The sequence below is a fragment of the Pullulanibacillus sp. KACC 23026 genome (assembly GCF_029094525.1).
Taxonomy (GTDB): domain Bacteria; phylum Bacillota; class Bacilli; order Bacillales; family Sporolactobacillaceae; genus KACC-23026.
This window is the reverse complement of record NZ_CP119107.1, coordinates 3906407-3931576: the sequence shown is the minus strand read 5'-3', so window position 1 is coordinate 3931576 and position 25170 is coordinate 3906407. Positions and strand designations below refer to the sequence as shown.

General features: G+C 43.1%; 21 protein-coding genes and 1 tRNA gene. 16 read left to right on the top strand and 6 right to left on the bottom strand.

From position 1 onward, the window contains the following. Positions 1 to 67: 67 nt before the first annotated feature. Positions 68 to 490, bottom strand: coding sequence for an HIT family protein (locus PU629_RS18165; RefSeq protein ID WP_275281443.1), 423 nt, complete (start codon positions 488 to 490; stop codon positions 68 to 70). A gap of 154 nt (positions 491 to 644) precedes the next feature. Here PU629_RS18165 and PU629_RS18160 point away from each other — a divergent pair, with 154 nt between their 5' ends. Beyond that, the gene (locus PU629_RS18160; RefSeq protein ID WP_275281442.1) at positions 645 to 1388 is read left to right on the top strand and encodes an ABC transporter ATP-binding protein; all 744 of its coding nucleotides are present in this window, start codon (positions 645 to 647) and stop codon (positions 1386 to 1388) included. Beyond that, entirely contained in the window at positions 1385 to 2596 is a 1212-nt protein-coding gene (locus PU629_RS18155) for an ABC transporter permease (protein ID WP_275281441.1), read from the top strand. Before PU629_RS18160 ends, PU629_RS18155 begins: the two co-directional genes overlap by 4 nt. 78 nt (positions 2597 to 2674) lie before the next feature. On the opposite strand, the gene PU629_RS18150 is transcribed toward PU629_RS18155, so the two are convergent. Both PU629_RS18150 and PU629_RS18145 read right to left on the bottom strand, forming a co-directional pair. Continuing rightward, positions 2675 to 4069, bottom strand: a complete 1395-nt coding sequence (locus tag PU629_RS18150) for a hypothetical protein (RefSeq protein ID WP_275281440.1) — start codon at positions 4067 to 4069, stop codon at positions 2675 to 2677. 1269 nt (positions 4070 to 5338) lie between these two features. Continuing rightward, positions 5339 to 5410 (bottom strand) — tRNA-Gln (locus PU629_RS18145). Positions 5411 to 5682: 272 nt separating this feature from the next. Here PU629_RS18145 and hemE point away from each other — a divergent pair. The 6 genes from hemE to PU629_RS18115 all read left to right on the top strand — a co-directional run bounded on the left by hemE (position 5683) and on the right by PU629_RS18115 (position 11803). Then, positions 5683 to 6720, top strand: a complete 1038-nt coding sequence (hemE, locus tag PU629_RS18140; RefSeq protein ID WP_275281439.1) for a uroporphyrinogen decarboxylase — start codon at positions 5683 to 5685, stop codon at positions 6718 to 6720. Positions 6721 to 6737: 17 nt separating this feature from the next. Continuing rightward, positions 6738 to 7673, top strand: coding sequence for a ferrochelatase (gene hemH, locus PU629_RS18135; RefSeq protein ID WP_275281438.1), 936 nt, complete (start codon positions 6738 to 6740; stop codon positions 7671 to 7673). 5 nt (positions 7674 to 7678) lie between these two features. Continuing rightward, on the top strand, positions 7679 to 9064 hold the full coding sequence (hemY, locus tag PU629_RS18130) for a protoporphyrinogen oxidase (protein WP_275281437.1): 1386 nt from the start codon (positions 7679 to 7681) through the stop codon (positions 9062 to 9064). Between the two features lie 434 nt (positions 9065 to 9498). Continuing rightward, the gene (locus PU629_RS18125; RefSeq protein WP_275281436.1) at positions 9499 to 9978 is read left to right on the top strand and encodes a GNAT family N-acetyltransferase; all 480 of its coding nucleotides are present in this window, start codon (positions 9499 to 9501) and stop codon (positions 9976 to 9978) included. A 564-nt stretch (positions 9979 to 10542) separates the two neighbouring features. Continuing rightward, positions 10543 to 11280, top strand: coding sequence for an MBL fold metallo-hydrolase (locus tag PU629_RS18120; RefSeq protein WP_275281435.1), 738 nt, complete (start codon positions 10543 to 10545; stop codon positions 11278 to 11280). A gap of 148 nt (positions 11281 to 11428) precedes the next feature. Next, on the top strand, positions 11429 to 11803 hold the full coding sequence (locus PU629_RS18115) for a hypothetical protein (RefSeq protein ID WP_275281434.1): 375 nt from the start codon (positions 11429 to 11431) through the stop codon (positions 11801 to 11803). Between the two features lie 45 nt (positions 11804 to 11848). Here PU629_RS18115 and coaA read toward each other — a convergent pair whose 3' ends face one another. Beyond that, entirely contained in the window at positions 11849 to 12739 is an 891-nt protein-coding gene (coaA, locus tag PU629_RS18110) for a type I pantothenate kinase (RefSeq protein ID WP_275281433.1), read from the bottom strand. 304 nt (positions 12740 to 13043) lie between these two features. Here coaA and PU629_RS18105 point away from each other — a divergent pair, with 304 nt between their 5' ends. The 3 genes from PU629_RS18105 (at position 13044) to PU629_RS18095 (ending at position 16809) form a co-directional block, all read left to right on the top strand. Further along, complete coding sequence (locus tag PU629_RS18105; RefSeq protein ID WP_275284493.1) at positions 13044 to 13667, top strand: LysE/ArgO family amino acid transporter; 624 nt, start codon at positions 13044 to 13046, stop codon at positions 13665 to 13667. Between the two features lie 638 nt (positions 13668 to 14305). Further along, positions 14306 to 15025: a YebC/PmpR family DNA-binding transcriptional regulator gene (locus PU629_RS18100; RefSeq protein ID WP_275281432.1), complete on the top strand. Its 720-nt coding sequence runs from the start codon at positions 14306 to 14308 to the stop codon at positions 15023 to 15025. 215 nt (positions 15026 to 15240) lie between these two features. Further along, entirely contained in the window at positions 15241 to 16809 is a 1569-nt protein-coding gene (locus PU629_RS18095; RefSeq protein ID WP_275281431.1) for a glycoside hydrolase family 43 protein, read from the top strand. 618 nt (positions 16810 to 17427) lie between these two features. On the opposite strand, the gene PU629_RS18090 is transcribed toward PU629_RS18095, so the two are convergent. After that, the gene (locus tag PU629_RS18090) at positions 17428 to 18975 is read right to left on the bottom strand and encodes an APC family permease (RefSeq protein WP_275281430.1); all 1548 of its coding nucleotides are present in this window, start codon (positions 18973 to 18975) and stop codon (positions 17428 to 17430) included. A 428-nt stretch (positions 18976 to 19403) separates the two neighbouring features. Here PU629_RS18090 and PU629_RS18085 point away from each other — a divergent pair, with 428 nt between their 5' ends. From PU629_RS18085 to PU629_RS18065, 5 genes are all read left to right on the top strand, one after another. Beyond that, positions 19404 to 19949, top strand: a complete 546-nt coding sequence (locus tag PU629_RS18085) for a GNAT family N-acetyltransferase (protein ID WP_275281429.1) — start codon at positions 19404 to 19406, stop codon at positions 19947 to 19949. 21 nt (positions 19950 to 19970) lie between these two features. Next, a complete protein-coding gene (locus tag PU629_RS18080; protein ID WP_275281428.1) occupies positions 19971 to 20615 on the top strand; it encodes an NUDIX hydrolase in 645 nt (214 codons plus the stop codon). Positions 20616 to 20617: 2 nt separating this feature from the next. Then, positions 20618 to 21088, top strand: coding sequence for a GNAT family N-acetyltransferase (locus PU629_RS18075; protein WP_275281427.1), 471 nt, complete (start codon positions 20618 to 20620; stop codon positions 21086 to 21088). Between the two features lie 265 nt (positions 21089 to 21353). Then, positions 21354 to 21827 carry a sigma-70 family RNA polymerase sigma factor gene (locus tag PU629_RS18070; protein ID WP_275281426.1) on the top strand — a complete coding sequence of 158 codons (474 nt, stop codon included), beginning with the start codon at positions 21354 to 21356 and terminating at the stop codon, positions 21825 to 21827. Continuing rightward, a complete protein-coding gene (locus PU629_RS18065; protein ID WP_275281425.1) occupies positions 21811 to 23145 on the top strand; it encodes a DUF4179 domain-containing protein in 1335 nt (444 codons plus the stop codon). Before PU629_RS18070 ends, PU629_RS18065 begins: the two co-directional genes overlap by 17 nt. A 164-nt stretch (positions 23146 to 23309) precedes the next feature. Here the strand turns inward: PU629_RS18065 and PU629_RS18060 are convergent, their stop codons facing one another. Further along, on the bottom strand, positions 23310 to 24962 hold the full coding sequence (locus PU629_RS18060) for an FAD-binding dehydrogenase (RefSeq protein ID WP_275281424.1): 1653 nt from the start codon (positions 24960 to 24962) through the stop codon (positions 23310 to 23312). Positions 24963 to 25170 lie beyond the last annotated feature (208 nt).

The window sequence follows — 25170 nt, the reverse complement described above, 5'->3', positions numbered from 1 at the left end:
GGGGAATACGGAACCTTTTCTTAAACCTTAAAAAGGAGCGGGATCCGCTTTCCTAATCCTTAAACGATTAAAGTGCGTCCGCTATTTTTTGCGCGATTTCAGTACGCGCTTCGGGTGTCACGTCATTTGTTTTCCAGACGGCACCAAATCCGTCGCCTTCACCGTAACGAGGAATCAAGTGGACATGATAGTGGAAAACACTTTGCCCGGCTAACTCGCCATTATTATTCAAGAGATTGAGACCAACAGGTTGAAAGGCTTGTTTGATCGCTCTTGCAATTTGAGGCACGGCCGCAAAGAGTTTCGCAGCGGTATCTTCCTGAAGCTCGAAAATATTCGCTTGGTGGTCTTTCGGGATGACAAGGGTGTGTCCTTTTGTTACTTGTCCAATGTCAAGAAAGGCAATTACATGTTCATTTTCAAACACTTTAGCAGCAGGGATCTCCCCCTGAATTATTTTACAGAAAATACAAGTTGAATCATGAGCCATCCTTCTACATCCTTTCTAGTCTTTTTTCAATCTTACCATATTGTTCATGTCTATCACTAGATGTGAGAAGCACACTGCAGGTCGTTCCTTTTTGATTTGGAATATCCCGCCAAAAGACGTACAATAATGACAGATGCAGTGAGGGGGACGATCAATGGAATCGGTTTTAGAAGTCAACCAATTAAGTGGAGGATACTCTGGAAAAGGACGCATTCTCCATGATTTGAACTTTCAAGTTGCAAAAGGTGAACTTGTTGGACTAGTCGGGCTAAACGGAGCCGGAAAGAGTACGACAATCAAACATATATTAGGATTACTTCTGCCTGAAAAAGGCGTCATTAAGATCAATGGCATAACCTTAAAAGAAGATGTGAACGTCTATCGGTCACATCTCTCATACATACCTGAAACGCCTGAGCTTTATGAGCAGTTGACACTGAGAGAACATTTAGAATTCACGGCTATGGCTCATCATCTAGACCCGAAACAAGTCGAGGAGCGGCTGCCCATTTTATTAAAGCAGTTTCAAATGGAAGAGCGGTTGGATTGGTTTCCTGGCCACTTCTCAAAAGGGATGAAGCAAAAAGTCATGATTTTATGTGCCTTTTTAATTAATCCCTCTCTCTATATTGTAGATGAACCGTTTGTTGGCTTAGATCCTGTCGGCATTCAAGCCTTTTTGGACAATATGGTAGAAGCCAAAAAGCAAGGTGCTGGTATTCTTATGTCCACACATATTTTGACAACTGCCGAACAATATTGTGACCGATTTATCTTTTTACATAAAGGGCGTATCGTTGCAATGGGAACCTTAAAAGAAATTCAGGAAAAGATCGCGAGGCCTGACGCGACTTTGCATGATATCTATCTTGCAATGGCAAGAGGCGAGCTTCTATGAGGCTTTCACAGCTTTATTCTGAGAGACGGCAGGCTTGGACGAAGATAACGATTCGTTACACCAAATTAGTTGCGAATAGCGGGTTTATGTTTAGCCTTTATATGGGGCTTATTATCGGCAGTGTTTATTATCAAAAAGCGTTAAAAACGCTTCCCGCTCATTTTCCGGCGGCATTTATCTTAACCATTTTGTTTGGAGCAGCCGTCATTCCCACCTCAATTAGAACTTATATCCAAAGGGCAGACCTTGTGCTCCTTCTACCGGCAGAAGGGGACTTAACAGGCTATTTCCGAGCGGCTTTAAGAGATAGCTGGGGCAGGCAATCGATCTACCTCATTTTTCTTTCAGCTGTAGCAATGCCGCTTTATTTGAAAACGCTAGATGCTTCGCCCGCTCATTATGCCGTGATCGTTTTACTGTTAATTCTTCTTAAAGGCTGGAATATTTATGGGGTTTGGTGTGAGTCCCGCCTTGAGGCTATAAGAGGATTGAATTACGCTAGAGCTTTGCTTTCGCTCATTTTTATCTATCTTCTTTTAGTAAAAGCGAATTTGTGGTTCATCGCTGCTTTGATTATCATTCTAGCCATCTATAGTTGGTTGGGGTATCAGCCCCTCCTTCTCAGAGGGTCTCTTAATTGGATTTTACTGGCGGACGAAGAAGCACGTCTCTCGATGAGGTTCTTAAGAATTGCTAATTGGGTGACCGATGTCCCAGGACTCATTCAACCTATAAAACCAAGACGCTATATTGATCTTTTAATAAAGCCATGGGTAAGCCGAATTCATAATGTGTATGCTTTACTTTATTTAAAGACATTTCTTCGTGCGGGTGATTATTTCGGGATCTTTGTCCGTCTTACTCTAATCGGAGCCCTTCTTATGATCTTGACCCGTTATTCGCTTGTCCTATCGATTGTGATTGCTGCTGCGGTTATCTTTTTGACTGCATTTCAATTGCTTGCTCTTGGTAAACATGAGTTTCCAGAAGCGTTAGAAGGGCTGTATCCGATTAATGGGTCAGAAAAGCGGAGAGGTTATCTGTACGTGATGCGTGTATTGATCATGAGCCAGACGGTCTTGTTGACGCTTGTATTCATTGTTACGCATCTGCAAAATGGCTTGACGGCCGTTATGATGCTTATTGCGGGGATCCTATTTTCAACGGTTTGGTTACAGTGGGTATCAGGCCGCCAATTAAACGAATAGAAAGGAGTGCCATCCGATTTATGGACGGGCACTCCTTTAATATATAGAGAGAACTTTGGCGGATACGCCGATCCTCTATTAAATCAAAAACATAGCAACAATGGTGGTTACTATGAAGCCAATTAGAACGGGAATCAGATTACGCCTGGCGAGTTCAAAGGCATCGACTTTACAAATAGCGGCAACGGGGATTAAGGCCCAAGGAATGATGGTGCCCCCGCCGACATAGATCGCAGCGATTTGACCAAGGGCAGTTAGCGTGGCAATCCCATGTCCAATGGCTGCACCAAATAGATGGGCAATTGAGCCGGCAAGTGTAATACCAGCAAACCCAGAACCATCAAGTCCAGTGATAGCGCCGACGACAGTCAATGTACCCGCTGCAACTTGAGGATTAACCGGGACACTATGGGCAAGAGCAGCACCAAGGTCACTAACGATTCCTTGAGAGCCGTGTGGAAGGACATTTCCAAATACTTGGGTAATCCCTGTATCCCCCATGTAAAAATACGCTGCGATCGGAATGACCGGTCCAAATACTTTGAATCCAAACTGCAGCCCCTCAATAAGGTAATCGGTTATCTTCTCAAGCCCCTTGTTTTTATAAGCAGTTAGGGCAATAAGAGAAAGGATAAACAAAACGGTACCGCCGATTAAGGCAGTGGCGTCCCCGCCTTGGAGATGAAATAGGAGCATGCCTACAACGTCAAGAATCAGTAAAACAGGGATGAGCAGTGCAAAAAAGTGCTGACTGCCTTTTGATAATGGGCTCATTTTTTCTTCTTGATTATTAATGTCTGCTAACTCAGAATCTGAGACGGTTAATCTTCCCTTTTTCATATCGCGACGCAATAGAATAAAGGCAGTGATGGTTGTAACAAGACCCATAACAATAACAAGAGGGACGCTCGCAACCATAACACTTGAAGTTGAAATACCTGCTGCCTGTGAGGTGAGTTTGGGTGCCCCTTGGATGATATAGTCACCTGAAAGGGCAATTCCATGACCAAAAAGGTTCATCGCGATCGCGACTCCTAAGGCGGGGAGTCCCACCCTTAGAGCTACCGGAAGCAGGATGACGCCTAAGAGAGCGACGGCTGGCGATGGCCAGAAAAACCAGGAGACAATCATCATGACCAATCCGATCACCCAAAAGGCGAGAGTTGGATTTTTAATCAGCTTAGTAAAAGGACGGATCATAATATCGTTTATTCCGGTTTTAGTCATAACGGAGCTGAGGGCGACAATGACAGAAATAACCAAAATAATATCCAAAAGTTGGCCAATGGCATAAACAAGGCTTGAGAATACACCAGCTGTTGCATGAACAAGGGAATGGGTTCCAATAAGCCCAAGAACAAAGATACCAATAATGGAAATTAAAGACGTATCCCGTTTCATCACCATAAAGCCCATGATAAGCAGGATAAAGACGAGGTAAGTCCAATGTAAAAAAGTTAAATGGACAGCCATAAGACTCCTCCTTTTAAGTATAGATGTGCTTTAGATACAGTATGCAAAGACAATTGGGCAGGTGAGTGGGGTGGGGAAGTCTAAGAGAGGTTCGAGCGGGTTGTCTAATTAAGAAAAGATTTTAGGACAGATTCACGGATCTTTTAGCGACCTTCTCGGATAAATGGGGAACCTTCTTGGACTTTGCGCTCCTGGCTGGGGGGGAGGAAGTGAGCTTCTCAGATTTTTGGTAGACCTTTTAGGATTTTTGGCCAACCTTTTAGGATTTTTGGACAATCTTCTCGGATTTTTTAGCGACTTTCTCGGATAAATGGGAACCTTCTTGGATTTTGCGCTACTGGCTGGGGGGAGGGAGTGAGCTTCTTCGATTTTTGGCTGACCTTTTAGGATTTTTGGACAACCTTCACGGATCTTTTAGCGACCTTCTTGGATAAATGGGGAACCTTCTTGGATTTTGCGCTACTGGCTGGGGGGAGGGAGTGAGCTTCTTCGATTTTTGGCTGACCTTTTAGGATTTTTGGACAACCTTCACGGATCTTTTAGCGACCTTCTTGGATAAATGGGGAACCTTCTTGGATTTTGCGCTACTGGCTGGGGGGAGGGAGTGAGCTTCTGTGATTTTTGGCTGACCTTTTAGGATTTTTGGACAAGCTTCACGGATCTTTTAGCGACCTTCTTGGATAAATGGGGAACCTTCTTGGATTTTGCGCTCCTGCATGAGGGTGGGGAGTGAGCTTCTGTGATTTTTGACTGACCTTTTAGGATTTTTGGACAAGCTTCACGGATCTTTTAGCGACCTTCTTGGATAAATGGGTAACCTTCTTGGATTTTGCTCACTTGGATGAGGCTGGGTGAGAGCTTCTGTGATTTTTGACTGACCTTTTAGGATTTTTGGACAAGCTTCTTGGATTTTTTAGCGACCTTCTCGGATAAATGGGGAACCTTCTTGGATTTCGCTCACTTGGATGAGGCTGGGTGAGAGCTTCTGTGATTTTTGACTGACCTATTAGGATTTTTGGACAAGCTTCTTGGATTTTTTAGCGACCTTCTCGGATAAATGGGGAACCTTCTTGGATTTCGCTCACTTGGATGAGGCTGGGTGAGAGCTTCTGTGATTTTTGGACAAGCTTCTTGGATTTTGCGCTACTGCATCACGTTGACAACTTTCGCCGGAAACCTTGGCGACAAGCCAACACAACAAAAAAGCTGATTTAAAGGGATCCCTTTAAATCAGCTTTTTTGATAAACGACATAATAAAAGGAGGAGAACTGGGACAGCAGGATTCGAACCTGCGCATGACGGAGTCAAAGCCCGATGCCTTACCGCTTGGCGATGTCCCATCGATTAAGATTACTTTAACCGAAAGTGAGCGGCTTTATGCAAATTTTTTTACATGAGATGGTGAACTCTTTCTCATATTAAAATAATGACAATCCAAAAAAGCTGTCGTGGAATTGTTAGAAAGTGTGATTTCTATCACTCGATTATTACCGTATTATGTGGAATAATAGGGTGAGAACATGAAACCCCTCACATCGTAATGCTTTTAATAGATAATTAAAAAATAAAAGATAAACTGAAAAGCTAGTCTGATGAATGGAGTGCTGAAGTTTTGGATAAACAACTGTTTAATGATGCGATCCTAAGGGCGTGCAGGAAAGAACCTGTCCCCCACATCCCCGTTTGGTATATGAGACAAGCCGGGCGGTACCAACCGGAATATCGGGAGATCCGGAAAAAGTATTCCTTTTTTGAAGTAAATGAGAATCCTGAGGTATGTGCGGAAGTAACACGATTACCTGTTGAACAATTAGGTGTAGATGCGGCGATTCTTTTTGCGGACATCATGACACCTCTTAAACCAATTGGAATTGATGTCGACATTGAATCGGGCCGCGGACCGGTTATTTCAAATCCAATTCGTACACTTGAAGATGTGAACAGGATGGGGCAGCTGAACGTTGAGCGTCATCTCCCGTACATATTAGATTCGATCCGTTTATTGCGTGAACAATTATCGGTGCCTTTAATTGGCTTTGGCGGAGCTCCCTTTACACTGGCGAGTTATTTAATCGAAGGCGGTCCATCTAAGGACTATCATAAAACAAAAGGCTTTATGTATGCTTACCCATCCGTATGGAAAGCTTTAATGGATAAGCTTGGCGAGATGACCATTACCTACTTAACCGCTCAAATCGAAGCGGGTGCTCAAATTGTCCAAGTATTTGATTCCTGGGTTGGAGCCCTTTCTGCTGAGGATTATGAGATCTACATTGCGCCGACCATGCACCATATTTTTTCAGAAGTAAAGAAGACGGGTGTCCCAACGATTTATTTTGGAAGCGGCTCTAGTCATTTGCTCGAGCAGTGGAACCAGCTTCCTGTAGATGTCCTTTCGATTGATTGGCGGATTACAATTGATCAAGTTCGTGAAAAAGGGATTACCAAAACGCTGCAAGGTAACCTGGACCCGTCACTTCTCCTCGCACCGTTTGACCTTTTAAAAGAAAGAGCCAAGACCATTATTGATCAAGGCAAAAAGCAACAGGGCTATATTTTTAATCTCGGTCACGGTATTTTCCCAGAAGCGAGTGCTGACACGTTGAGGAAATTGACTGAGTTTATTCATACTTATTCACAAAATCAGTAACAGTAGGAGGCAGAAACATGGCAAAGCGAAAAATGGGATTATTAGTGATGGCATATGGCACGCCTTATAAACCAGAGGATATTGAACCTTACTATACGCATATAAGGCATGGACGCCGCCCATCTGACGAACAGCTGGAGGATTTGACCTCTCGTTACCAATCGATTGGGGGCGTTTCACCGCTTGCGAAGATTACCAACGCTCAAGCTAAAGCCCTTGAAAAGCAGCTTAATGAAAGCCAGGATGAAGTCGAATTTAAACTGTATATAGGACTTAAGCATATTCATCCGTTTCTTGAGGATGCCGTGAAGCAAATGCATGAGGATGGCTTGGAAGAGGCGGTTTCTCTTGTTTTGGCTCCACACTTTTCGACCTTTAGCGTGAAGTCGTATAATGATCGGGCTTGTGAGACAGCCGAAGCGCTTGGCGGACCAAAAATCACTCCGATTGAAAGCTGGTATGATGAGCCTAAATTTGTTCAATACTGGGTTGACCGGATTAAGGAAACCTTTGATCAAATCCCTGAGGTGGAACATGATAAGACGGTTGTTATTTTCTCCGCTCACAGTCTGCCTGAAAAAATTATAGCGGCTGGTGACCCCTACACTAAACAATTAGAAGAATCCATGAAACTCATTGCTGAAAAAGCTGAGTTAAAGCATTACACAAATGGTTGGCAGAGCGCGGGGAACACGCCTGACCCGTGGATTGGGCCGGATGTCCAGGACTTAACACGGGACTTGTACGAGCATGAACGTTACGAGCATTTTATCTATTGCCCAATTGGCTTTGTCGCCGAGCATTTGGAAGTCCTCTATGATAACGACTACGAATGCAAAGTGGTTACGGATGAAATTGGTGCCCATTATCATCGTCCGCCAATGCCAAATGATCAGCCGCAATTTATTGATTGTTTAACAACCGTTGTTAAGAAGAAGCTAGATTTGAGGTGAGCAAGGTGAAAGTAGCCATCATTGGCGGAGGCATCTCGGGACTTAGTGCTGCCTTTTATTTGAAAAAACTGTCACAGGATCATCGAGATGACATCGATATCACCATCTTTGAAAAGGATGCCGCTTTTGGCGGGAAGATCCAAACGGTTCGCCGCGATGGATTTGTGATTGAAAGAGGACCGGATTCATTTTTAAAGCGGAAGCCTGCTGCTATGAATTTAGTAGAAGATCTTGGTTTATCAAAAGAGCTTATCGAGAATAAAACTGGACAGTCCTATATTTTGAAGGGTGGAGACTTGCATCTGATTCCACCTGGCTCAGTTATGGGTGTTCCTACAAGCATCCATGCCATTATGGAGACAGGCCTTTTAAGCGAGGAAGGTAAGGCAAGAGCTCTTAATGATCTGATCATTCCAAAGCTAGAGCCTTTTGAGGACATCTCCGTGGGTGCCTTTTTTGCGAAACGCTTTGGTGAGGAATTAGTCGACCATTTAATCAGTCCTTTGCTATCTGGAATCTATGCGGGGGATATTTATAAGCTAAGCTTAGCCACTACCTTGCCTCAATTTGTTCATGCGGAGAGTGAACAAGGCAGCCTTATGCTAGGTCTGCAAGGAAAAGCGCCGCGCAAGAGAACAAGTCAATTTGCAACACTTCAATCAGGACTTGCCACTTTAGTGGAGGAACTGGTGAATGCCTTAAGGGAACTCGGCGTTACCCTCCGGTCAGAAATCCGGGTTGAGAAAATCTTTAAGCTTGATAACGGCTATGAATTGGGATTCTCAAACGGAGAATCTGCCGTTTTTGATCAGATTATTTTTGCGATCCCTCATCATTTGGTCGAGGCTTTGCTTCCAGAAGCTGATTTTCTAAGACGTCCAGATGCCGCTCCTAACACGTCCGTTGCCACGATTGCGATGGCATTTGATGAAAAGGATGTCAAACTGGATCGTGAAGGAACGGGCTTTGTTTCCTCACGACTTGAACCAAAAGCCTTAACCGCCTGCACATGGACGCACATGAAGTGGGACCACGCGGCACCAGAAGGAAAAGCCCTTCTCAGAACCTATGTCGGCAAAGCCGGAAATGACCAGGTCATTTATGAATCGGACGAGACACTTGTTAATCAAACGCTTCAGGAAATGAGCGATGTTGTTTCAATCAGCGCGGATCCGGATTTCGCTATCGTTTCGAGATGGCCGGAAGCGATGCCGCAGTATCCAGTCGGCCATCAGGCTTGGTTAAATAACATTAAGCAAAAGCTTGCCAAAGAGTATCCGCACCTACATCTCATCGGTGCATCCTATGACGGAGTCGGGCTCCCAGACTGTATCCGTCAAGGCAAGCAACTAGCTCAGGACCTATTAGGTGAAGCAGGCTTTCATGCCTAATAAGAAAGCCTAACCTTGGGCTAGGAAGAAAAACGACGCAGGGAAAAGGTTTAACAGGCCTCATGAATAAATGGAAGAACCCTTTTTTGGAGGGGTCACTTCAGAGGTGCAAACAACAAAATAACAAAGCAAATCGCACGGTATTTCACAATGAAATTCACCGTGCGATTTTTGCTTATATATCAATGGTTATTGAGCTTTTCACGCAGAATTCACATATTAAATCACAGGGTAATTCTCAGAGTGAAAATAACTATTGGCGGGTATGTGAATTTTGTTGCGTTTTTTTATGTTAAAACATTGTGATTACAAAGGCATTTGGATATTAATGTTAAAATAAAATTAGAAGTATCCAAGAGTTTGTGAACTAATGTACTTAAAGTAACGGTCAATATAGTTCAATAAGAAATTCGTTTTGGAGGTTTTGAAAAGCTGTGAGTATTACCGTTGAACAAGTAGATTATGAGAAAAAAACTGTTTTAAGACATCTCATTGAATTGTACAATTATGATTTCAGTGAATTTACGAATGATGATGTAAATGAGTTCGGTCTATATGACTATAAGTATTTGGATAATTATTGGAACGAGCCTCACAGATTTCCATTCTTTATTAAAGTCAATGATAAATATGCTGGATTTGCTTTAGTAAGGAAGATTAAGAAAGATAATAGCAGTGATAATTATTATTCTATGGCTGAATTTTTTATTATGAAAAAATATAGGGGAATGGGTGTAGGTAGAATATCTGCTATAAATTTATTTGAAAAATTTAAAGGGAACTGGGAAGTATCTGTTATAACCGAGAACAAACCAGCTCAAACATTTTGGGAAAAAATAATCAGTAAATATTCTTATACAGAAAACAAAAATGAAGGTGGAGACACAATATTTTCGTTTAAGATAACTGATTAGTATCTTCAACTAACGAGAAAGTTAGTTGAAGGTGACATTTTATGTAAAACAAAAAGACCGAAACTAAAATGATTCGGTCTTTTTTACGTTTTCTATTGTGTTTTTGCCTGTGATTTCTATTATGAAAAGTAATATAATTCGAGGAGATAATTACCGTTTTGCACCTCACAAGTGAACCCGTTAGCCCTTTTTTGGAGGGTTCTTTTTTTTGTGAAAGAACTTTGCGGACACGGAAAAAAATGGCCCATTTACAGCTTGTGGCAGCATCAAAGGTGGCGCCTCCAGGGGAAACGGTGGGCAAGGCCACACTTGCGCACAAAAAAGGGACGTCCCAGGTGAAAATTGGTGAGATGGAGGCTCCAACGCACGAAAAAGGGGAGCCCCCGCTGATATTTGATGAGATGGAGCCCCCACCACACGAAAGAAGGAACGCCCCCGCCGAAAATTGTTGAGATGGAGCCCCAAAGCAGTTTATTGGCTAAGGGGCTAGCTTTGGGTTGAAATTTATCTCTTAATTGTGACATAGTAAGGACAGGAAAAACTTACTATAAAAGGAGTAACAGTATGAAACTAACGGTTGTTGGATTTTGGGGAGGCTTTCCGGGAAAGGATGAAGCCACTTCAGGTTATTTGTTAGAGGCGGATGGGTTCTCTCTTCTTTTGGATTGCGGAAGCGGGGTTTTATCTAAGCTGCAGCATTTTACAGAGATTGAGAACCTTGATGCGCTTTGGTTGTCTCATTATCATCATGATCATATCGCTGACTTAGGCCCGCTTTATTTTGCCCGTTTAATAAAAGGTCAGCTTCAGGATAAGAAGGGACCATTTCCGATTTACGGACACACACTCGATCAAGAAGGCTTTCAACTTCTGACAAACGAAGAGGTAACAAAAGGGGTTGCGTATGAGGGGACGGATACGTTAACGATTGGACCGTTTCAACTCACATTTGTTAAAACCATCCACCCTGCTCCTTGCTATGCGGCGCGAATTACATATAATGAAAAAGTAATTGTCTATACTGCGGATACGGCTATTTTCCCAGAGCTTTATTCTTTCGCAGAAGGGGCCGATTTATTGATTGCTGAATGCAGCCTTTACGAAGGTCAGGATGGGGCCGCTTTCGGTCATATGACAAGTGCTGAAGTCGCAGAGCTTGCCGAAAAAGCAAAAGTGAAAGATGTTTTATTGACACATCTTCCTCACTATGGCGACCATCAGGAGTTGCTTCAGCGGGTTAAGCAACAGCATAAAGGCGGACAAGTGTCACTGGCTGAAACAGGCTGGAAGTGGGAAGGCTAACTCATTGACCCTGAGTTAGTCTTTTTTTATCAAGTAAGTTAAACTCAGTTGCAATATTTAAGGAAAAGACAGTGAAACGGCACGTTCCGTATGAATACCAAGAAGTAGGCTCGCAAAAGCTAATTAAAAAGGTCAGGGAGGCAGATGCATGAAGGCAACACCCCAAGAAGGCCAGATTTTTAGTGATGCGGTTGATTTAATAAACAATGGAATTGAATCGATAATTAATTTATATAACGATCTAGAACCGGATCACCCCGTCATTCAATTTGATCAGGACGTGGTGGAGTTAATTACAAGGGTGAAGGAAAAATACGGTGAGTCGTTTGTTGACAAGAAAGTCAATTCGGTGGTTAAGGAAATGCTGGAATGGCTGCCAATAGAAGACAAGGGAGAAGCCAAGACGGATGGTGAAGAAAAGGAAACGCCATCGCCTGTTCGCCGAAAGGTATCTGAAAGAAAGGGAACAAAGTTGGAGACATCAGCCAGCGCTCCAGAAGCGCCATCACCCAAAGAGAAGTGAGCCGAATAAAAAAGGACAGCTTTATTTTAGCTATCCCTTTCTTCGTTAATTTATTTGAACTTTAATCGATTGGATTTCATGGTTGGGTCCTTTTTTCAGGATGAGGTCCGCACGTTCTCGAGAAGGTAAAATATAGTCGTGCAGATTAACGGCATTAATATCCCGCCAAATTCGTTGAGCGAAGGCAAACAGAGCTTCCTGATCCATATTTTTAAACTGATGGAAATAAGAATGAGGATTCTGATCAGCGGTTGCGACAAGATTCTGGATGCGTTCCCAGTACCAGTTAAATACGGAATCTTCTTCAGCGTCTACATAAATCTTAAGGTCCAGCCAATCCGAAATGGGTCTGAACCCGTGACCCGCCTGAAGGACATTAATCCCTTCTAAAATAACCACGTCAGGCTTCTTGACTTCATAGATTTCACCCGTAATGTCATAGACTTCATGGGAATAGATTGGGGTATGGACACACTCTTCCCCTTTTTTCAACTGTGTCAAAACATGGTGTAAACGGTCCCAATCATAGGATTCTGGAAACCCTTTACGGTTCATCATCCCGCGTGTTTGAAGTTCAGCATTTGGAAAAAGAAAATGGTCAGTTGAGAGCGTTTCAACGTTTAGACTGGGATCCTGTGCACTAAGCAAGGTTGCAATTAAATGGGAGGTGGTGCTTTTGCCTGCTGCCACACTTCCCGCAACCCCAATTAGAAAAGGCGTTTGGGTGTCATCACGAAGGTTGAGAGATTGTCTGATGTTCTTCTCCCATAAACCGCTTGACTGTCTCCACTTCAAAATAAAAGTGATGAGCGGCAAATAGATTGATTCCAGTTCTGCTTGAGGCACTTTTAAGTTTAACAACCGTCCGTCAAAAGTCAGCTTATTTTTAAAACAGGCTTGCCATTCTGAGCGCGTATAAAGAGAGTCAATAGACATGAGAGGCTCCTTTTTAAAAAAGTAATAGGTTCTCAGATAAAATGTATAAATAAAGGCTTTCACTTATTTTTGGACCCATTCATAAGACTAGTCGTTTTTATACCGAGTAAACGCAGTTCATAACCGCTTTTCATTATACCTAAAAAGTACGAGGAGTAAAACGCTTTAGTTTTTTCAAACGGAATAGATAAAACTTTATTAGTTAGGCTGATTGATTATATAATTAAGATTGTACTTATAATTCCGAATGAAAAGAGCTTAAAATGAAGTTTCCACACTATACTTTACAGAAAGCAGCTAAATGATGATTGAAGCATTTATTCATGGATTTATTTTGGCAATTGGCCTAATCCTTCCTTTAGGCGCGCAAAATGTGTTCGTTTTTAATCAAGGAGCTAGTCAGGCGACCTTTGTAAGAGCCTTGCCAGCTGTCATTACAGCTGGCCTTTGTGATACTGTTTTAATCCTTGTTGAGGTGTTCGGACTTTCCGTGATTGTCTTTGAAATCCCTTGGCTAACGGTCGGGATTTATTTGGTTGGGTTCGTTTTCCTAGTCTTTATGGGATGGCGGATATGGAGAGACGCTTCCAAGCAAAATACAGAGGTTGAAAGCGTCAGCCTGTGGAAACAAGTTTCCTTTGCCCTATCCGCTTCTTTATTGAATCCGCATGCCTTGTTAGACACGATTGGGGTTATCGGAACCGGTTCCCTCATCTATCACGGATCGGCGAAATGGAGCTATTTGGTGGCCTGTGTTCTTGTATCTTGGTTATGGTTTTTCTTTTTGGCCATACTAGGGAAGCTTTTAAAGGGGTTAGACAAAGAAGGACGTGTCATTCGGTTACTAAACAAGGTGTCCGCTCTCATTATTCTATTAGTAGCTGTTTATTTTGGATGGATGATTCTGCACGCCCTAAGAGTCGTCTAGTTACGGTCTTTGGCGAGAAGTCTTACCTTCTCCGTAAGCGAAGAATGGATAAAACAACAGCAGCCAGGATAAACGCATTTTCAAGATAGAACCAAAACCTTGTCCGAAAGAAGCCTACGGGCTGGAAGAGAACCGGACAAAAGGCCATTACAAGATATAAAAGTATGAAAAGATAGACTAGTTTTCGCATGTTAGTTCCTCGATTCTAGGATCAAATGTTGTCCTTTTAATGGAATAGGATTCCGATTAATTGGTTATTTGTGTTAATGTAAGAGATTGGGAATTCTGAAGTACAGCCATTTTGTCGTCTAAAGCGTTGCCTTTAGTCTTCTGAATGAGCCTTGGAATTCCTAGTATACAAGTTTAAATCGATTTATTTCATTGGCTTCATCAGACGCATAAGGAGCATAAGGGATGTAGGGTGGCTTTTCGGCCATTATGCCTATTATGTCACGAAATGGGATCGAGTAGAAGTGATTTCTTCTGGCCACAAGTTAAGCGCATGCCTGATTATAAAGAAATACTCGAACTGCACAGTGAAAATACGTTATAATAAAAATGATAGGCAACAGTCAGTCTTCCTCTGTTGTCAAGGAGAGCTTCGAAGTTCTATATATTTTGAAAGCGAGTGGAACTAAATGGGACGTAAATGGAATAACATTAAAGAAAAGAAAGCCAATAAAGATGCTAATACAAGTCGTATCTATGCCAAATTTGGTATTGAAATTTATGTAGCCGCCAAGCAAGGAGAGCCTGACCCTGAGAGCAACCAAGCTCTAAGGTTTGTTATTGAAAGAGCGAAAACTTATAATGTACCGCGTCATATTATTGATAAGGCGATTGATAAAGCAAAAGGCGGATCGGATGAAAATTATGCTGAGCTTCGGTATGAAGGTTTCGGTCCAAGCGGTTCGATGGTTATCGTCGATGCCTTAACGAATAATGTTAACCGAACCGCTTCTGATGTTCGGGCAGCTTTCAGTAAAAACGGGGGCAACCTTGGCGTTACAGGTTCCGTTAATTACATGTTTGACGAGACAGCTGTTATTGGTTTTGAAGGTAAAACGGCTGATGATGTATTGGAACTTTTAATGGAAGCCGATCTCGATGCCCGAGATATTCTTGAAGAAGAGGATTCGGTTATCGTTTACGCAGAGCCTGATCAATTCCATGCGGTCCAAGAAGCTTTAAAGAGTGCGGGAATTACTGAATTTACGGTTGCGGAAATCACCATGCTGCCGCAAAACGAAGTCACATTAAGCGGTGATACACTCACCCAATTTGAAAAACTGATTGATACTCTCGAGGATCTCGATGACGTTCAACAAGTGTATCACAACGTTGATTTAGAAGGTTAAAAAAGTTAGATAGAATCAGGGGTCATCCTTAAGAAGACACCCATTTTTTCAAAGCTCGTGCTTTTAAGTACAAGAAGCACTGTGAGAATGGGAGGAACTTACAGGGATGATCCTTTTTTGGTTTAAAAAATGAAAGCGTTTGTATTTTGGGCGGAGGCTTAGTATAATTAGTTTAATAAATAAACTAAGTGGGTGCGGTTTTAGGAGGGGTTTTTGTGCATACGATAGTCAATCCTGTTTTAAAAGGGTTTAATCCTGATCCATCTATTCTGCGTGTTGGTGAAGATTATTATATTGCAACGTCCACATTTGAATGGTTTCCAGGTGTAGCGATTCATCATTCCAAGGATTTAGTGAACTGGGAGCTTTTGACGTATCCATTAACGAGGCAATCTCAGCTGGACATGGAAGGGAATATTAATAGCGGGGGCGTTTGGGCTCCTTGTTTGAGTTATTCAGATGGCCTTTTTTATCTTATTTACACGGATGTGAAAAGCCGTTTTGCTACTTTTAAGGATACACATAATTATTTAGTGACAAGTCCTGATATCATGGGGCCGTGGTCTGAGCCAATTTATTTGAATAGCAGCGGCTTCGATCCATCGCTGTTTCATGATGAGGATGGCAGAAAATGGCTAGTCAATATGCTGTGGGATTATCGCAAAGGGAAAAATTCCTTTGCAGGGATCGTGCTTCAAGAATATTCTGTCGTGGAAGAGAAGCTTGTCGGACCTATCCGCAACATCTTTAAAGGGACCGAGCTTCGTGTCACTGAAGCTCCTCACCTTTATAAGCACAATGGCTATTATTATCTGATGACAGCAGAAGGGGGAACCGGGTATGAGCATGCGGTGACGATGTGCCGCTCTAAATCTTTGTTTGGACCTTATGAAGTGGATCCGGAAAACCCGATCTTAACCTCAGTTCATGACCCCAGCTTACGTTTACAAAAAGCGGGGCATGGAAGTCTTGTTGAAACCCAAACAGGGGAGTGGTATCTCGCTCATTTATGCGGACGGCCCGTTAAAGAAAAGTTCTGTACGCTTGGAAGAGAAACCGCTATTCAGCGTTGTTACTGGGATGAAGAAGGTTGGCTCCGAGTGGAAGGGGGAGGACCGCAAGTAGAGGTGAAAGCACCTAACTTAGAGCCTCATCCGTTTGCGCCTGATCCAGAAAAAGATGATTTTAATACGCAAGCTTTATCCGTTCATTGGAATACACTTCGAGTTCCGCACGATGAGTCATGGCTTACCTTAAAAGAGCGCCCTGGCTTTTTGAGGTTGCGAGGCCGCGAGTCGATGAACTCGACGCATAAGCAGAGCCTTGTCGCAAGAAGACTTCAAAGCTTTCAGGCTGAAATTGAAACCAGCCTCGAATTCAATCCTGACACGTTTCAGCAAATGGCCGGTTTAATTCTCTACTATGATACGGAAGATTACATTTACCTTAGAGTAAGTCACGATGATGACCTTGGAGTGAATCTAGGAATTATTCAATCCAAAGCAGGCGTTTACGATGAGCTTTTGGCTCAAGCTATCCCGCTGAAAAGTTCGGTTTCTTATAGATTAAAAGCGGTTGTTGATGGCGCTTTTGTGAGCTTTTTCTATGGAGAGGCTGACGGAGAGTGGCAAGCTGCAGGTGAACTTATCGATCTGACCCATTTATCGGATGAAGGCAGTACCTATATTCGTTTTACTGGAACTTATGTAGGGCTTTGTGTACAGGACTTAAGCGGGCGAATGAAGGAAGCCGATTTTGATTATTTTATCTATAAGGAAAAGTAAATTAGAGAAAAGCACCCCGGGCACTCCAATTCGGTTGAGATAGAGACCAAATCGCATTTGTTTTGGTCTGTTATTTTCTTCAATTGGTCAGCAAAATCGCAATCTAAAAAACATTTTTACAATCGTTGGCTAAGTTGATTTTTTTCTAAGCCAGGTAATAGAGTCACCAGAAATAAGCGGAAGTTTTCCGGTTAAACTGCAGAATCGAGCTCAGATGCGGCAATATAAGCGGAGTTTTTCCGGTTAAGCAGGGTAAAAGGACTCCAATAAATGCTTTCTGGAGTCAATAAGCGGAATTTCTCCGTCTATTTAAGCTATTTTTAGCGAGATTTCCTAATTAAGGGGAATTTCTCCGCTTATTTGAGCTAGTTTCAGTGCGCAAGTGGTTGTTTGGACCCGACAACGGAGGCCGCGGCCGGAGAAATGGTGTTTGCGCACTCCAAAAGGGGCCGCAATCGGAGAAAGGGTATCACAAGGGTCTCCTATTAAAGACAAAAAGCTTGGGAATCCCCCAAGCTTTTGTCTGCAATTTATAGTGGTAGTCAACTTTCAATTTTTATTTTTCTCCCACGTATTTGGAACGACTTATCATAGGGGAGAGGGGCTTTCTTATTCGATTTAGGCCGCTTCTTCCTCTGTTTCAAAGTTTGCTTGAGGAAGGCCTGTGTTGACGCCCCAATAGTAGATGATGAGTGATACAACAGCGACAATGATTTGATCATACGGCCCTTGAATGATGTTCTGACCGCCGTCAAAGGTGCCAAGGTAAGACAGGATGAACATGGCTATATAGTAGGCCATTAACCAAGCCGAGGATTTAATTTGTTGACGCATTGTCACCTTGGAATGGCTATTTTTGATAAAGAAAAAGATTGCATACATGACGATTGACATGCCGAGTAACCACGAATCAGTGTGCCAGCCTGTCCAATAGACAATTAGTGACGCAATGACAAAGGCAAGCGGTGAAATAACTTGGTAGCCTTTTAGTTTATAAGGACGATATAAGTCTGGGGCTGTTTTGCGGAAGGCATGCATAGAAACAGGGCCCATAATATAAGTTAAGACGGTTGCTGAGGAGACAACTCCAACCAGCTGATCCCATGATGGAAATGGGAGTGTAAAGAATACAGATAAAATAAAAGCTAGGATAAGAGCGGGTCTTGGAACACCTGTTTTGTCATCGATTTCTCCAAACTTTTTGAAGAAGGTTCCACCCTTTGCCCAAGCAAAAATGACACGTGAAGTAGCAGAAAGATAGATGTTAGCAGTACCGCTTGGTGAAACGACAGCATCCGCTAAAATCACATTAGATAACCAGCCGAGACCTAGAGCTGCAGCCACGTTAGCAAATGGTGACGTATAGTGTAAGCCTGCCCAGCCGCCGCTTAATGCTGACGTTGGGGTTGCCCCAATAAAGGTAAGCTGAAGCAAAATATAAAGAGCAGCAGATAAGAAGACCGCCGTTAATAGAGATAATGGCAGAGACTTCTGCGGGTTCTTCGCTTCAGATGCAAAACTAACGGCTTGTTGAAAGCCTAGGAATGCAAAGATAATACCAGATGTTGAGACGGCCTGCTCAATCCCTGAGAAACCCATTGGGGCAAAGCCGTGAGATGTAAAGTTAGACACTTTTAATTGTGTAAGAAGAACAATGATCGTTAGAACAGGGACAATGAACTTGATCGCTGTAATGATCGTATTGGTTTTACCAAAGAGTGATACAGACTTCATATTTAAAAAGAAGAAGATCAGCAGTAAAATAAATTGGACGAACCAGCCTAGAACGGTTGGAGAACTGCTCCCAAGCTGTGGAAACCATGTTTCCGCATATTGACGGACAGCTTCTACTTCAATTCCAGCGACACTTGAAAAAGCAATGATCGAAGCAAAGCCTGAAAGATAACCAAGGAGCGGTCCGTGAGAGAATTCTCCATATCGGACACTTCCGCCTGCACGAGGAATCGCTCCTCCAAGCTCAGCGTATACAAAGCCGAGTAATAAGACAGCAACTGCACCGATGACCCATGAGAGCCAAGCGGCAGGCCCTGCTGTTATGGCTCCTTTTTGTGAAGCAAAGAGCCAGCCTGATCCAACGATGGATCCTAAACCAATAAAAGTAAGATCTAAAAAAGATAATTGACGTTTGAGTTTTCCTGATGCCATGTCTTTTCCTCCGATTCTTGATGTATAATCCAATTCTGAATATTCAGTGAGGACTTGTCGATAAATTAACTATACCTACCTTTTCGACATTTTTCAACACCTTTTTTTAGAAAATTCAAGCTTGGGTTTTCAATAAACGTTAGGGCATTTTTTGATGGCGATTTCATTTGTTGAATTGGTGGGAATTCGCTCTAAAAACAAAATTCTAAGCAGCTAGAAACTTTTATAGAAAAAAGTGAAGAAACTATGATATGTTCAAATAGACTATTGGTTTTAAATTAGGACGTGATGGCCAGGCGGTGAGGGCAGAGCATTCTTTCTATTCGTTCAAGCCTATCGTTTCCTGGAAAACTCATGTTGGCAGGAGACGTTGCCATTCACCTTACTCAATCATTCATTTTTGATTTATACCATTAGTGGAGGAAATCATGATTATAATCGAAAAGAACGATCTTCGAATTCGATGGCTGGATGAAATTGATATTCCGAGTCTTACAAAATGGTTAGCCGATCCTGCTGTTTTAGAGTATTATGAGGGACGTGATCACCCTTTTAATGAGGAACTAGTGAGAGAGACGTTTTTCAAAGAAGGGGATGACACTAGTCGTTGTTTACTCGATTGGCAGGGGTCACCGATTGGATACATGCAATATTATTTAATTGATGATGAGGAATGCTCTCTTTATGGATATACGGGTTTGGATGAAACGATTTATGGAATGGACCAATTTATTGGCGAACCAAGCTATTGGAATAAAGGCTTTGGAACACAGGCGGTGAACATGTTGGTGGGTTACTTAATTCATTCCCACGGCGCTGACCGGGTCGTACTCGATCCGCGGGTTGAAAATGGGAGAGCCATCCGTTGTTATGAAAAATGCGGATTTCAAAAAGTGAAGCTTCTACCAAAACGTGAGCAGCATGAAGGAGAGCTGCACGATTGTCTGCTAATGGAATATCGGCCAATGTCCTAATAATGGGGAGAGGATGTTTTCGTGGAAGAATGCTTTGATATTTATACGGAGGAAAGGGAATGGATCGGTCAGGCGACGCGAAGAGAGGTCCACGAGAAGGGGTATTGGCATCAAACCTTTCACTGTTGGGTTCTGCATCAAACTGACCAGGGCACTTATTTGCTTCTCCAATTGCGCCATCCGACTAAAGATACGCACCCAAATCAATTAGATGTGAGCTGTGCCGGGCATTTATCTGCAGGTGAAACGGTAAAAGAGGGAATTCGAGAACTGAAAGAAGAGTTGGGGCTTGAGGTCGCATTTGATGACTTACATCCACTAGGCATGTATAAGGGGTCGGATGAAGGGACAGACGGCATTAGAGATAATGAGTTTTGTCACGTCTTTCTTTATGTTAGAGATTCGGAGCCTCTTGAAGACTATCAGCCTCAGTTAGATGAGGTGAGCGGGCTATTTCTGATCGAGGTAGATGAACTGAGACAGGTGATGGAACATTCCGTTCAACCGGTACAAGTCCAAGGATTTACATGGGATGACACAGGCAAGAAGGCACTCTCTGAAAAATCGATCACCCTTTCTGATCTAGTTAATAAGGGTGAAACTTATTATCAATTATTATTTAATTATCTTAACGAGTCTGTGATAGGGACGAGCCAGGAGGATTGAAAATGGATCTACATAAAGGGGTTATGACGAAGAACCTGGCTGTAGAAATTTTGAATTGGCAGTATGAACCACCATACGATTTTTACAATAATGAAGTATCCGATTCCGCGATCCGTGAGCTGATCTACGGCGGGTATGAGGTCGTTCTGAATTCAGAAGACGAGTTGGTGGGCTTCTTCTGTGTCGGAGGACCAGCTCAAGTTTTTGCAGGCGTCCTTGTTGGGGTTTATGACGAACCCTGCACGGACATAGGCTTCGGCATGCGGCCTGATTTAACAGGACAAGGCAACGGTACCGCTTTTTGTTCCTTTATAATTGCCGACGTAAAAAAGAAATATAAGAAGAAACCGCTACGACTAACCGTTGCCACCTTTAATACCCGTGCCATTCATCTATACGAAAAATTAGGCTTTAAAACCTACAAACACTTTAAACGCGACCAAGACGAATTCATAACCATGATCCAAAAATGAAACGCGGGGACGGTTCTCTCGTTTCAAAAGGAACTCTCTAACGGGGTTCCTTTTTCACTTGAAACAGAGGGACGGTTCTCTCGTTTCAAAACGAACTTTTTTTGGCAAAACCACTTATTTTACTTTCCTTTAAAAAAAATGTGAAAACCGATTGCAGGACTCACGGGTCTAATGAGTAGAATCCAAGCTAACAGATGGAAGTGATGCCATGAACCTTTTGTTTCAACGAGTTAAAAAACGGGAAGAGGGTGCTTTTGAGTAGTTCATGTCTGAACATCAGGCCCAGTTGTATCGGATCGCCTTTTCTTATTTGAAAAATGAAACCGATGCACTTGAAGCCGTCCAAGAGGTGACTTACCGCGCCTACATGAATATTCACAAGGTCAAGAAGTCAGAATACGCCAAAACCTGGTTGATTCGGATCATGATGAACTATTGTCTTGATGAGCTGAGAAAACGTGGAAGAGCGCAGGTTGGGCTAGAGGGGCTTAAAGAACCTGAAGCGCCGTCCAACCTTGATGTATCCGATCGATTGCTGCTTGAAGACGCGGTTCAGCAGCTTGATGAATCCTATCAACTGATAATCCTATTAAAATATTTTCATGATATGACCTTAAGCGAGGTGGCGAATAGTTTGGGGATTCCGCTCGGAACAGTGAAGACGCGGCTCCATAAGGCTCTGGAACTATTAAGAAAGGATCTTAGTAAAGGAGGTGCAGCCCATGAATCCTACCGATAAAGAGTTAGAAAGATTAGGGGAGTCTATGAAGGAACTTTCAATTCCTGAACAGCTTACTCACTCGGTTCAATTGGGAATAGAGAAAGGAAAGCGTGAAAAGAGGCGTCAGCGATTTAAAAAGAGCTATCGACCACTCCTTGCCGTAGCGGTTTTCTTGCTGTTCGTTTCTTTTGCGGTTCGCATCTCACCTGCCTTTGCTGATACGGTTAGTCATATTCCCGGCCTTGCCCCGTTTGTGGATTATATTCGTGGTGACCAGAGTGTTGAAGACGCCTTTAGTAATCATTACGGCACTCCATTAAACTTATCGGAAACAAAAGGGAACACAACCGTAACTCTAAAACAGATGGTCGCAGATGAGCATCGAATGGTTATTTTTTATACAATCCAGTCATCTGTCTCAGATAAAAAAATTGAACTTGATACAGCTCCTCACCTTTATAATAGTCATAAAAAGGTAATAGAGGGGACTGTTGAATATAATTTTCCGGAATCTAAGAAGAAAGAGGCTATTCATTACCAAGAACTAGATGTTAATTTTCCAGAAAATGTTACGGATGATTTAACAGACACGCTCGTGCTCAAATTAAAAGTCCATGATCAGACGTATTTGTTCGATCTCCCTATTGATCTAAAAAAAATACAGGCAGCTAAAAAAGTCTACAAGTTGAATCAAACCGTTTCGATCAAGAATCAAAAAATGACAGTTAACAAAGTGACACTTTACCCTACCGGTGTTGCGGTTGATGTCTCGTATGATCCGACTAATGCGATGCAGATTACTGATTTGGAAGATTTGCGCCTAGTAGACGAGAATGGAAAATCTTATGCATCCATTAAAAATGGTGTTTCGGCATTCGGTATTCCTGAAGACGGACATCAAGTGTTATTTCTAGACAGCAACTATTTTACGACCCCTCAATCGCTTCACTTAAAATTAACAAAGGTGAGAGCCATTGATAAAAAAGACAAGGATGTTGTGGTCAATCTCAAAACAAAGAAACTGATTCAAGCACCCGCGGATCATCTGCTAACCTTACAAAATGCAGGGGAAGGCAGGGCTGTCTTCGAGTTGAAAAGGACAAAAGAGGATAATCCGAATAGAGATTATCAAATTTTTGATTCAAATTTTACAGATGCTTCAGGCAAATCGTTTCGGATTAAAACCACTGAGGTTAGTGAAAAGGCAGATAATGACCCATCCACAGAACAAATCGAACTCCATTTGCCAAAAAAATCATTTAAGGAGCCCGTCACCTTCCATATCATTGACTATCCAACACGCCTTCATGGTAATGTCGATATTAAAATAAAATAATTAAGCGCGGCATGGGACTGTTGTCAAAGCTTTTTTAAAAATGGAGACAACTAAAAGAACGTGGTCACCCCAAGATTCGAAAGGGGGTTAACCACGTTTGTCTTTTTTATGTGCAACTAGGTGACCGCCAACGACTAAAGGCCTGGGGAAGAGCTTTGCTTTCTTTAAAGCTCCTTCGCGAGGGATCTCCCCGCTTGCCTTCCTGAAAATAAACAGCCGCCAAGGAAGGTGCCTTCGAGTGCCCGATAGCCGTGAACACCGCCGCCGCCAAATCCTGAGACTTCTCCTGCGGCATAGAGGCCGGGAACAGGATTACCGTGAAGATCTAGAACGCGACCCGCTAAATCCGTTTGGAGTCCGCCAAGGGTCTTTCGACTGACAATATGAAGCCTGACCGCAATTAACGGGCCGTTTTTTGGATCGAGTAGCTTGTGCGGCGAGGCAACACGGGATAAGCGATCGCCGCGATACTTTCTGGCCACATGAATGGCGGCAATTTGGAGATCTTTGGTGAAGGCGTTCTCCATCTCACGGTCGCGGGCCAGCAATTGATTGCGAATTTTCTCCACATCAAGCAGGTTTTGTCCGGATAACTGATTCATTTGTGCGACAAGCTCATCAATCGTATTCGCCATGATAAAATCCTCGCCATGATCCAGGAAGGCTTGGACGGGTGGAGGGGCGCCGGGGAGTACTCTGGATAAGACGCGCTTAATGCTTTTGCCTGTAAGATCAGGGTTTTGTTCAGAGCCGGAAAGGGTAAACTCTTTTTCTATTATTTTTTGCGTCAGAATAAACCAAGAGTAATCATATCCTGTATCCGTGATGGCCTTTAGCGTCCCAAGTGTGTCAAACCCAGGGAAATTAGGTGAAGAAAAACGTTCACCTGTTGCGCTCAACCAAATGGAAGAAGGTCCTGGCAGAATGCGGATCCCATGATTTGGCCAAATCGACTGCCAATTTTTTATGCCCTCCGTGTAGTGCCACATACGGTCACGGTTCACAATGCGTCCGCCTGCTTTTTCTGTAATGCCGAGCATTCTTCCGTCAACATGGTGCGGGACACCCGAAAGCATATGTTCAGGCGGTTTCCCGAGTCTTGCGGGCCAATTTTGCCGGACTAACTCATGATTCCCGCCGATTCCGCCGCTTGTTACCAGTACAGCTTCTGCAAAAAACTCAAAATCGCCAATGACATCACGTGAGCTTTTTTCTCCTCTTGGGACAGCGCTTTCAACCAGGCGGTCACCATGAACCCCTTTAACCGCACCATTAGCCACAATTAACTCATTGACGCGATGCCGCGGGCGATAGTCTATTAATCCTTTCATCATAGCTTCTCGGACATGCTCTTCAAATGGCTTCACAATAGCAGGTCCTGTCCCCCATACAACATGAAAGCGAGGAACGGAATTGCCATGCCCATCTGCTAAATAGCCACCGCGCTCAGCCCAGCCAACGACTGGAAAGAAGCGGATTCCATGTTCACGAAGCCAGCTTCGTTTTTCCCCAGAAGCAAAATCGATGTAAGCCTCTGCCCATTTGTAGGCCCACACGTCCTCATCCTCCAGGCGGTCAAACCCTGCTGTTCCGAGCCAATCTTGCCAGGCCAGCTCCCTAGAATCTTTGATGCCCATTCGTCTTTGCTCGGGAGAATCTATTAAGAACAGCCCGCCAAACGACCAAAAAGCCTGCCCGCCAAAAGAAGCTTCCGGTTCTTGATCTAATAGGAGAACCTTTTTATTGGCCTTCGCGAGTTCTGCCGCTCCAACAAGACCGGAGAGTCCAGCCCCAACTACAATGACATCATAGTTCATAAAGATCACTTCCCACGCTTAAAAGTACTTTAATTATACTATTTGTCGCTATCGTTTTATTAATCATTTCCAATTTAAAGGCCAGTGAAACAGATTATTCAAAATTTGCTGAGGTTCTTGGTTGAGGTAGAAGTGGTCGAATAGGCGGAGAATTTCCGGCTAATGTATGAAGAGCGAGTTTAAAGAACAGATATAAGCGGAAGTTTTC

What these genes read in the sequence shown, in the direction of transcription:
- PU629_RS18120 (WP_275281435.1), top strand. Translation starts at nt 10,543, where the DNA reads ATGAAACTAACGGTTGTTGGATTTTGGGGAGGCTTTCCGGGAAAGGAT.
- coaA (WP_275281433.1), bottom strand. Translation starts at nt 12,739, where the DNA reads ATGTCTATTGACTCTCTTTATACGCGCTCAGAATGGCAAGCCTGTTTT.
- PU629_RS18105 (WP_275284493.1), top strand. Translation starts at nt 13,044, where the DNA reads ATGATTGAAGCATTTATTCATGGATTTATTTTGGCAATTGGCCTAATC.
- PU629_RS18090 (WP_275281430.1), bottom strand. Translation starts at nt 18,975, where the DNA reads ATGGCATCAGGAAAACTCAAACGTCAATTATCTTTTTTAGATCTTACT.
- PU629_RS18085 (WP_275281429.1), top strand. Translation starts at nt 19,404, where the DNA reads ATGATTATAATCGAAAAGAACGATCTTCGAATTCGATGGCTGGATGAA.
- PU629_RS18075 (WP_275281427.1), top strand. Translation starts at nt 20,618, where the DNA reads ATGGATCTACATAAAGGGGTTATGACGAAGAACCTGGCTGTAGAAATT.
- PU629_RS18065 (WP_275281425.1), top strand. Translation starts at nt 21,811, where the DNA reads ATGAATCCTACCGATAAAGAGTTAGAAAGATTAGGGGAGTCTATGAAG.
- PU629_RS18070 (WP_275281426.1), top strand. Translation starts at nt 21,354, where the DNA reads ATGTCTGAACATCAGGCCCAGTTGTATCGGATCGCCTTTTCTTATTTG.
- PU629_RS18150 (WP_275281440.1), bottom strand. Translation starts at nt 4,069, where the DNA reads ATGGCTGTCCATTTAACTTTTTTACATTGGACTTACCTCGTCTTTATC.
- PU629_RS18100 (WP_275281432.1), top strand. Translation starts at nt 14,306, where the DNA reads ATGGGACGTAAATGGAATAACATTAAAGAAAAGAAAGCCAATAAAGAT.
- PU629_RS18155 (WP_275281441.1), top strand. Translation starts at nt 1,385, where the DNA reads ATGAGGCTTTCACAGCTTTATTCTGAGAGACGGCAGGCTTGGACGAAG.
- PU629_RS18060 (WP_275281424.1), bottom strand. Translation starts at nt 24,962, where the DNA reads ATGAACTATGATGTCATTGTAGTTGGGGCTGGACTCTCCGGTCTTGTT.
- hemH (WP_275281438.1), top strand. Translation starts at nt 6,738, where the DNA reads ATGGCAAAGCGAAAAATGGGATTATTAGTGATGGCATATGGCACGCCT.
- PU629_RS18165 (WP_275281443.1), bottom strand. Translation starts at nt 490, where the DNA reads ATGGCTCATGATTCAACTTGTATTTTCTGTAAAATAATTCAGGGGGAG.
- PU629_RS18160 (WP_275281442.1), top strand. Translation starts at nt 645, where the DNA reads ATGGAATCGGTTTTAGAAGTCAACCAATTAAGTGGAGGATACTCTGGA.
- PU629_RS18115 (WP_275281434.1), top strand. Translation starts at nt 11,429, where the DNA reads ATGAAGGCAACACCCCAAGAAGGCCAGATTTTTAGTGATGCGGTTGAT.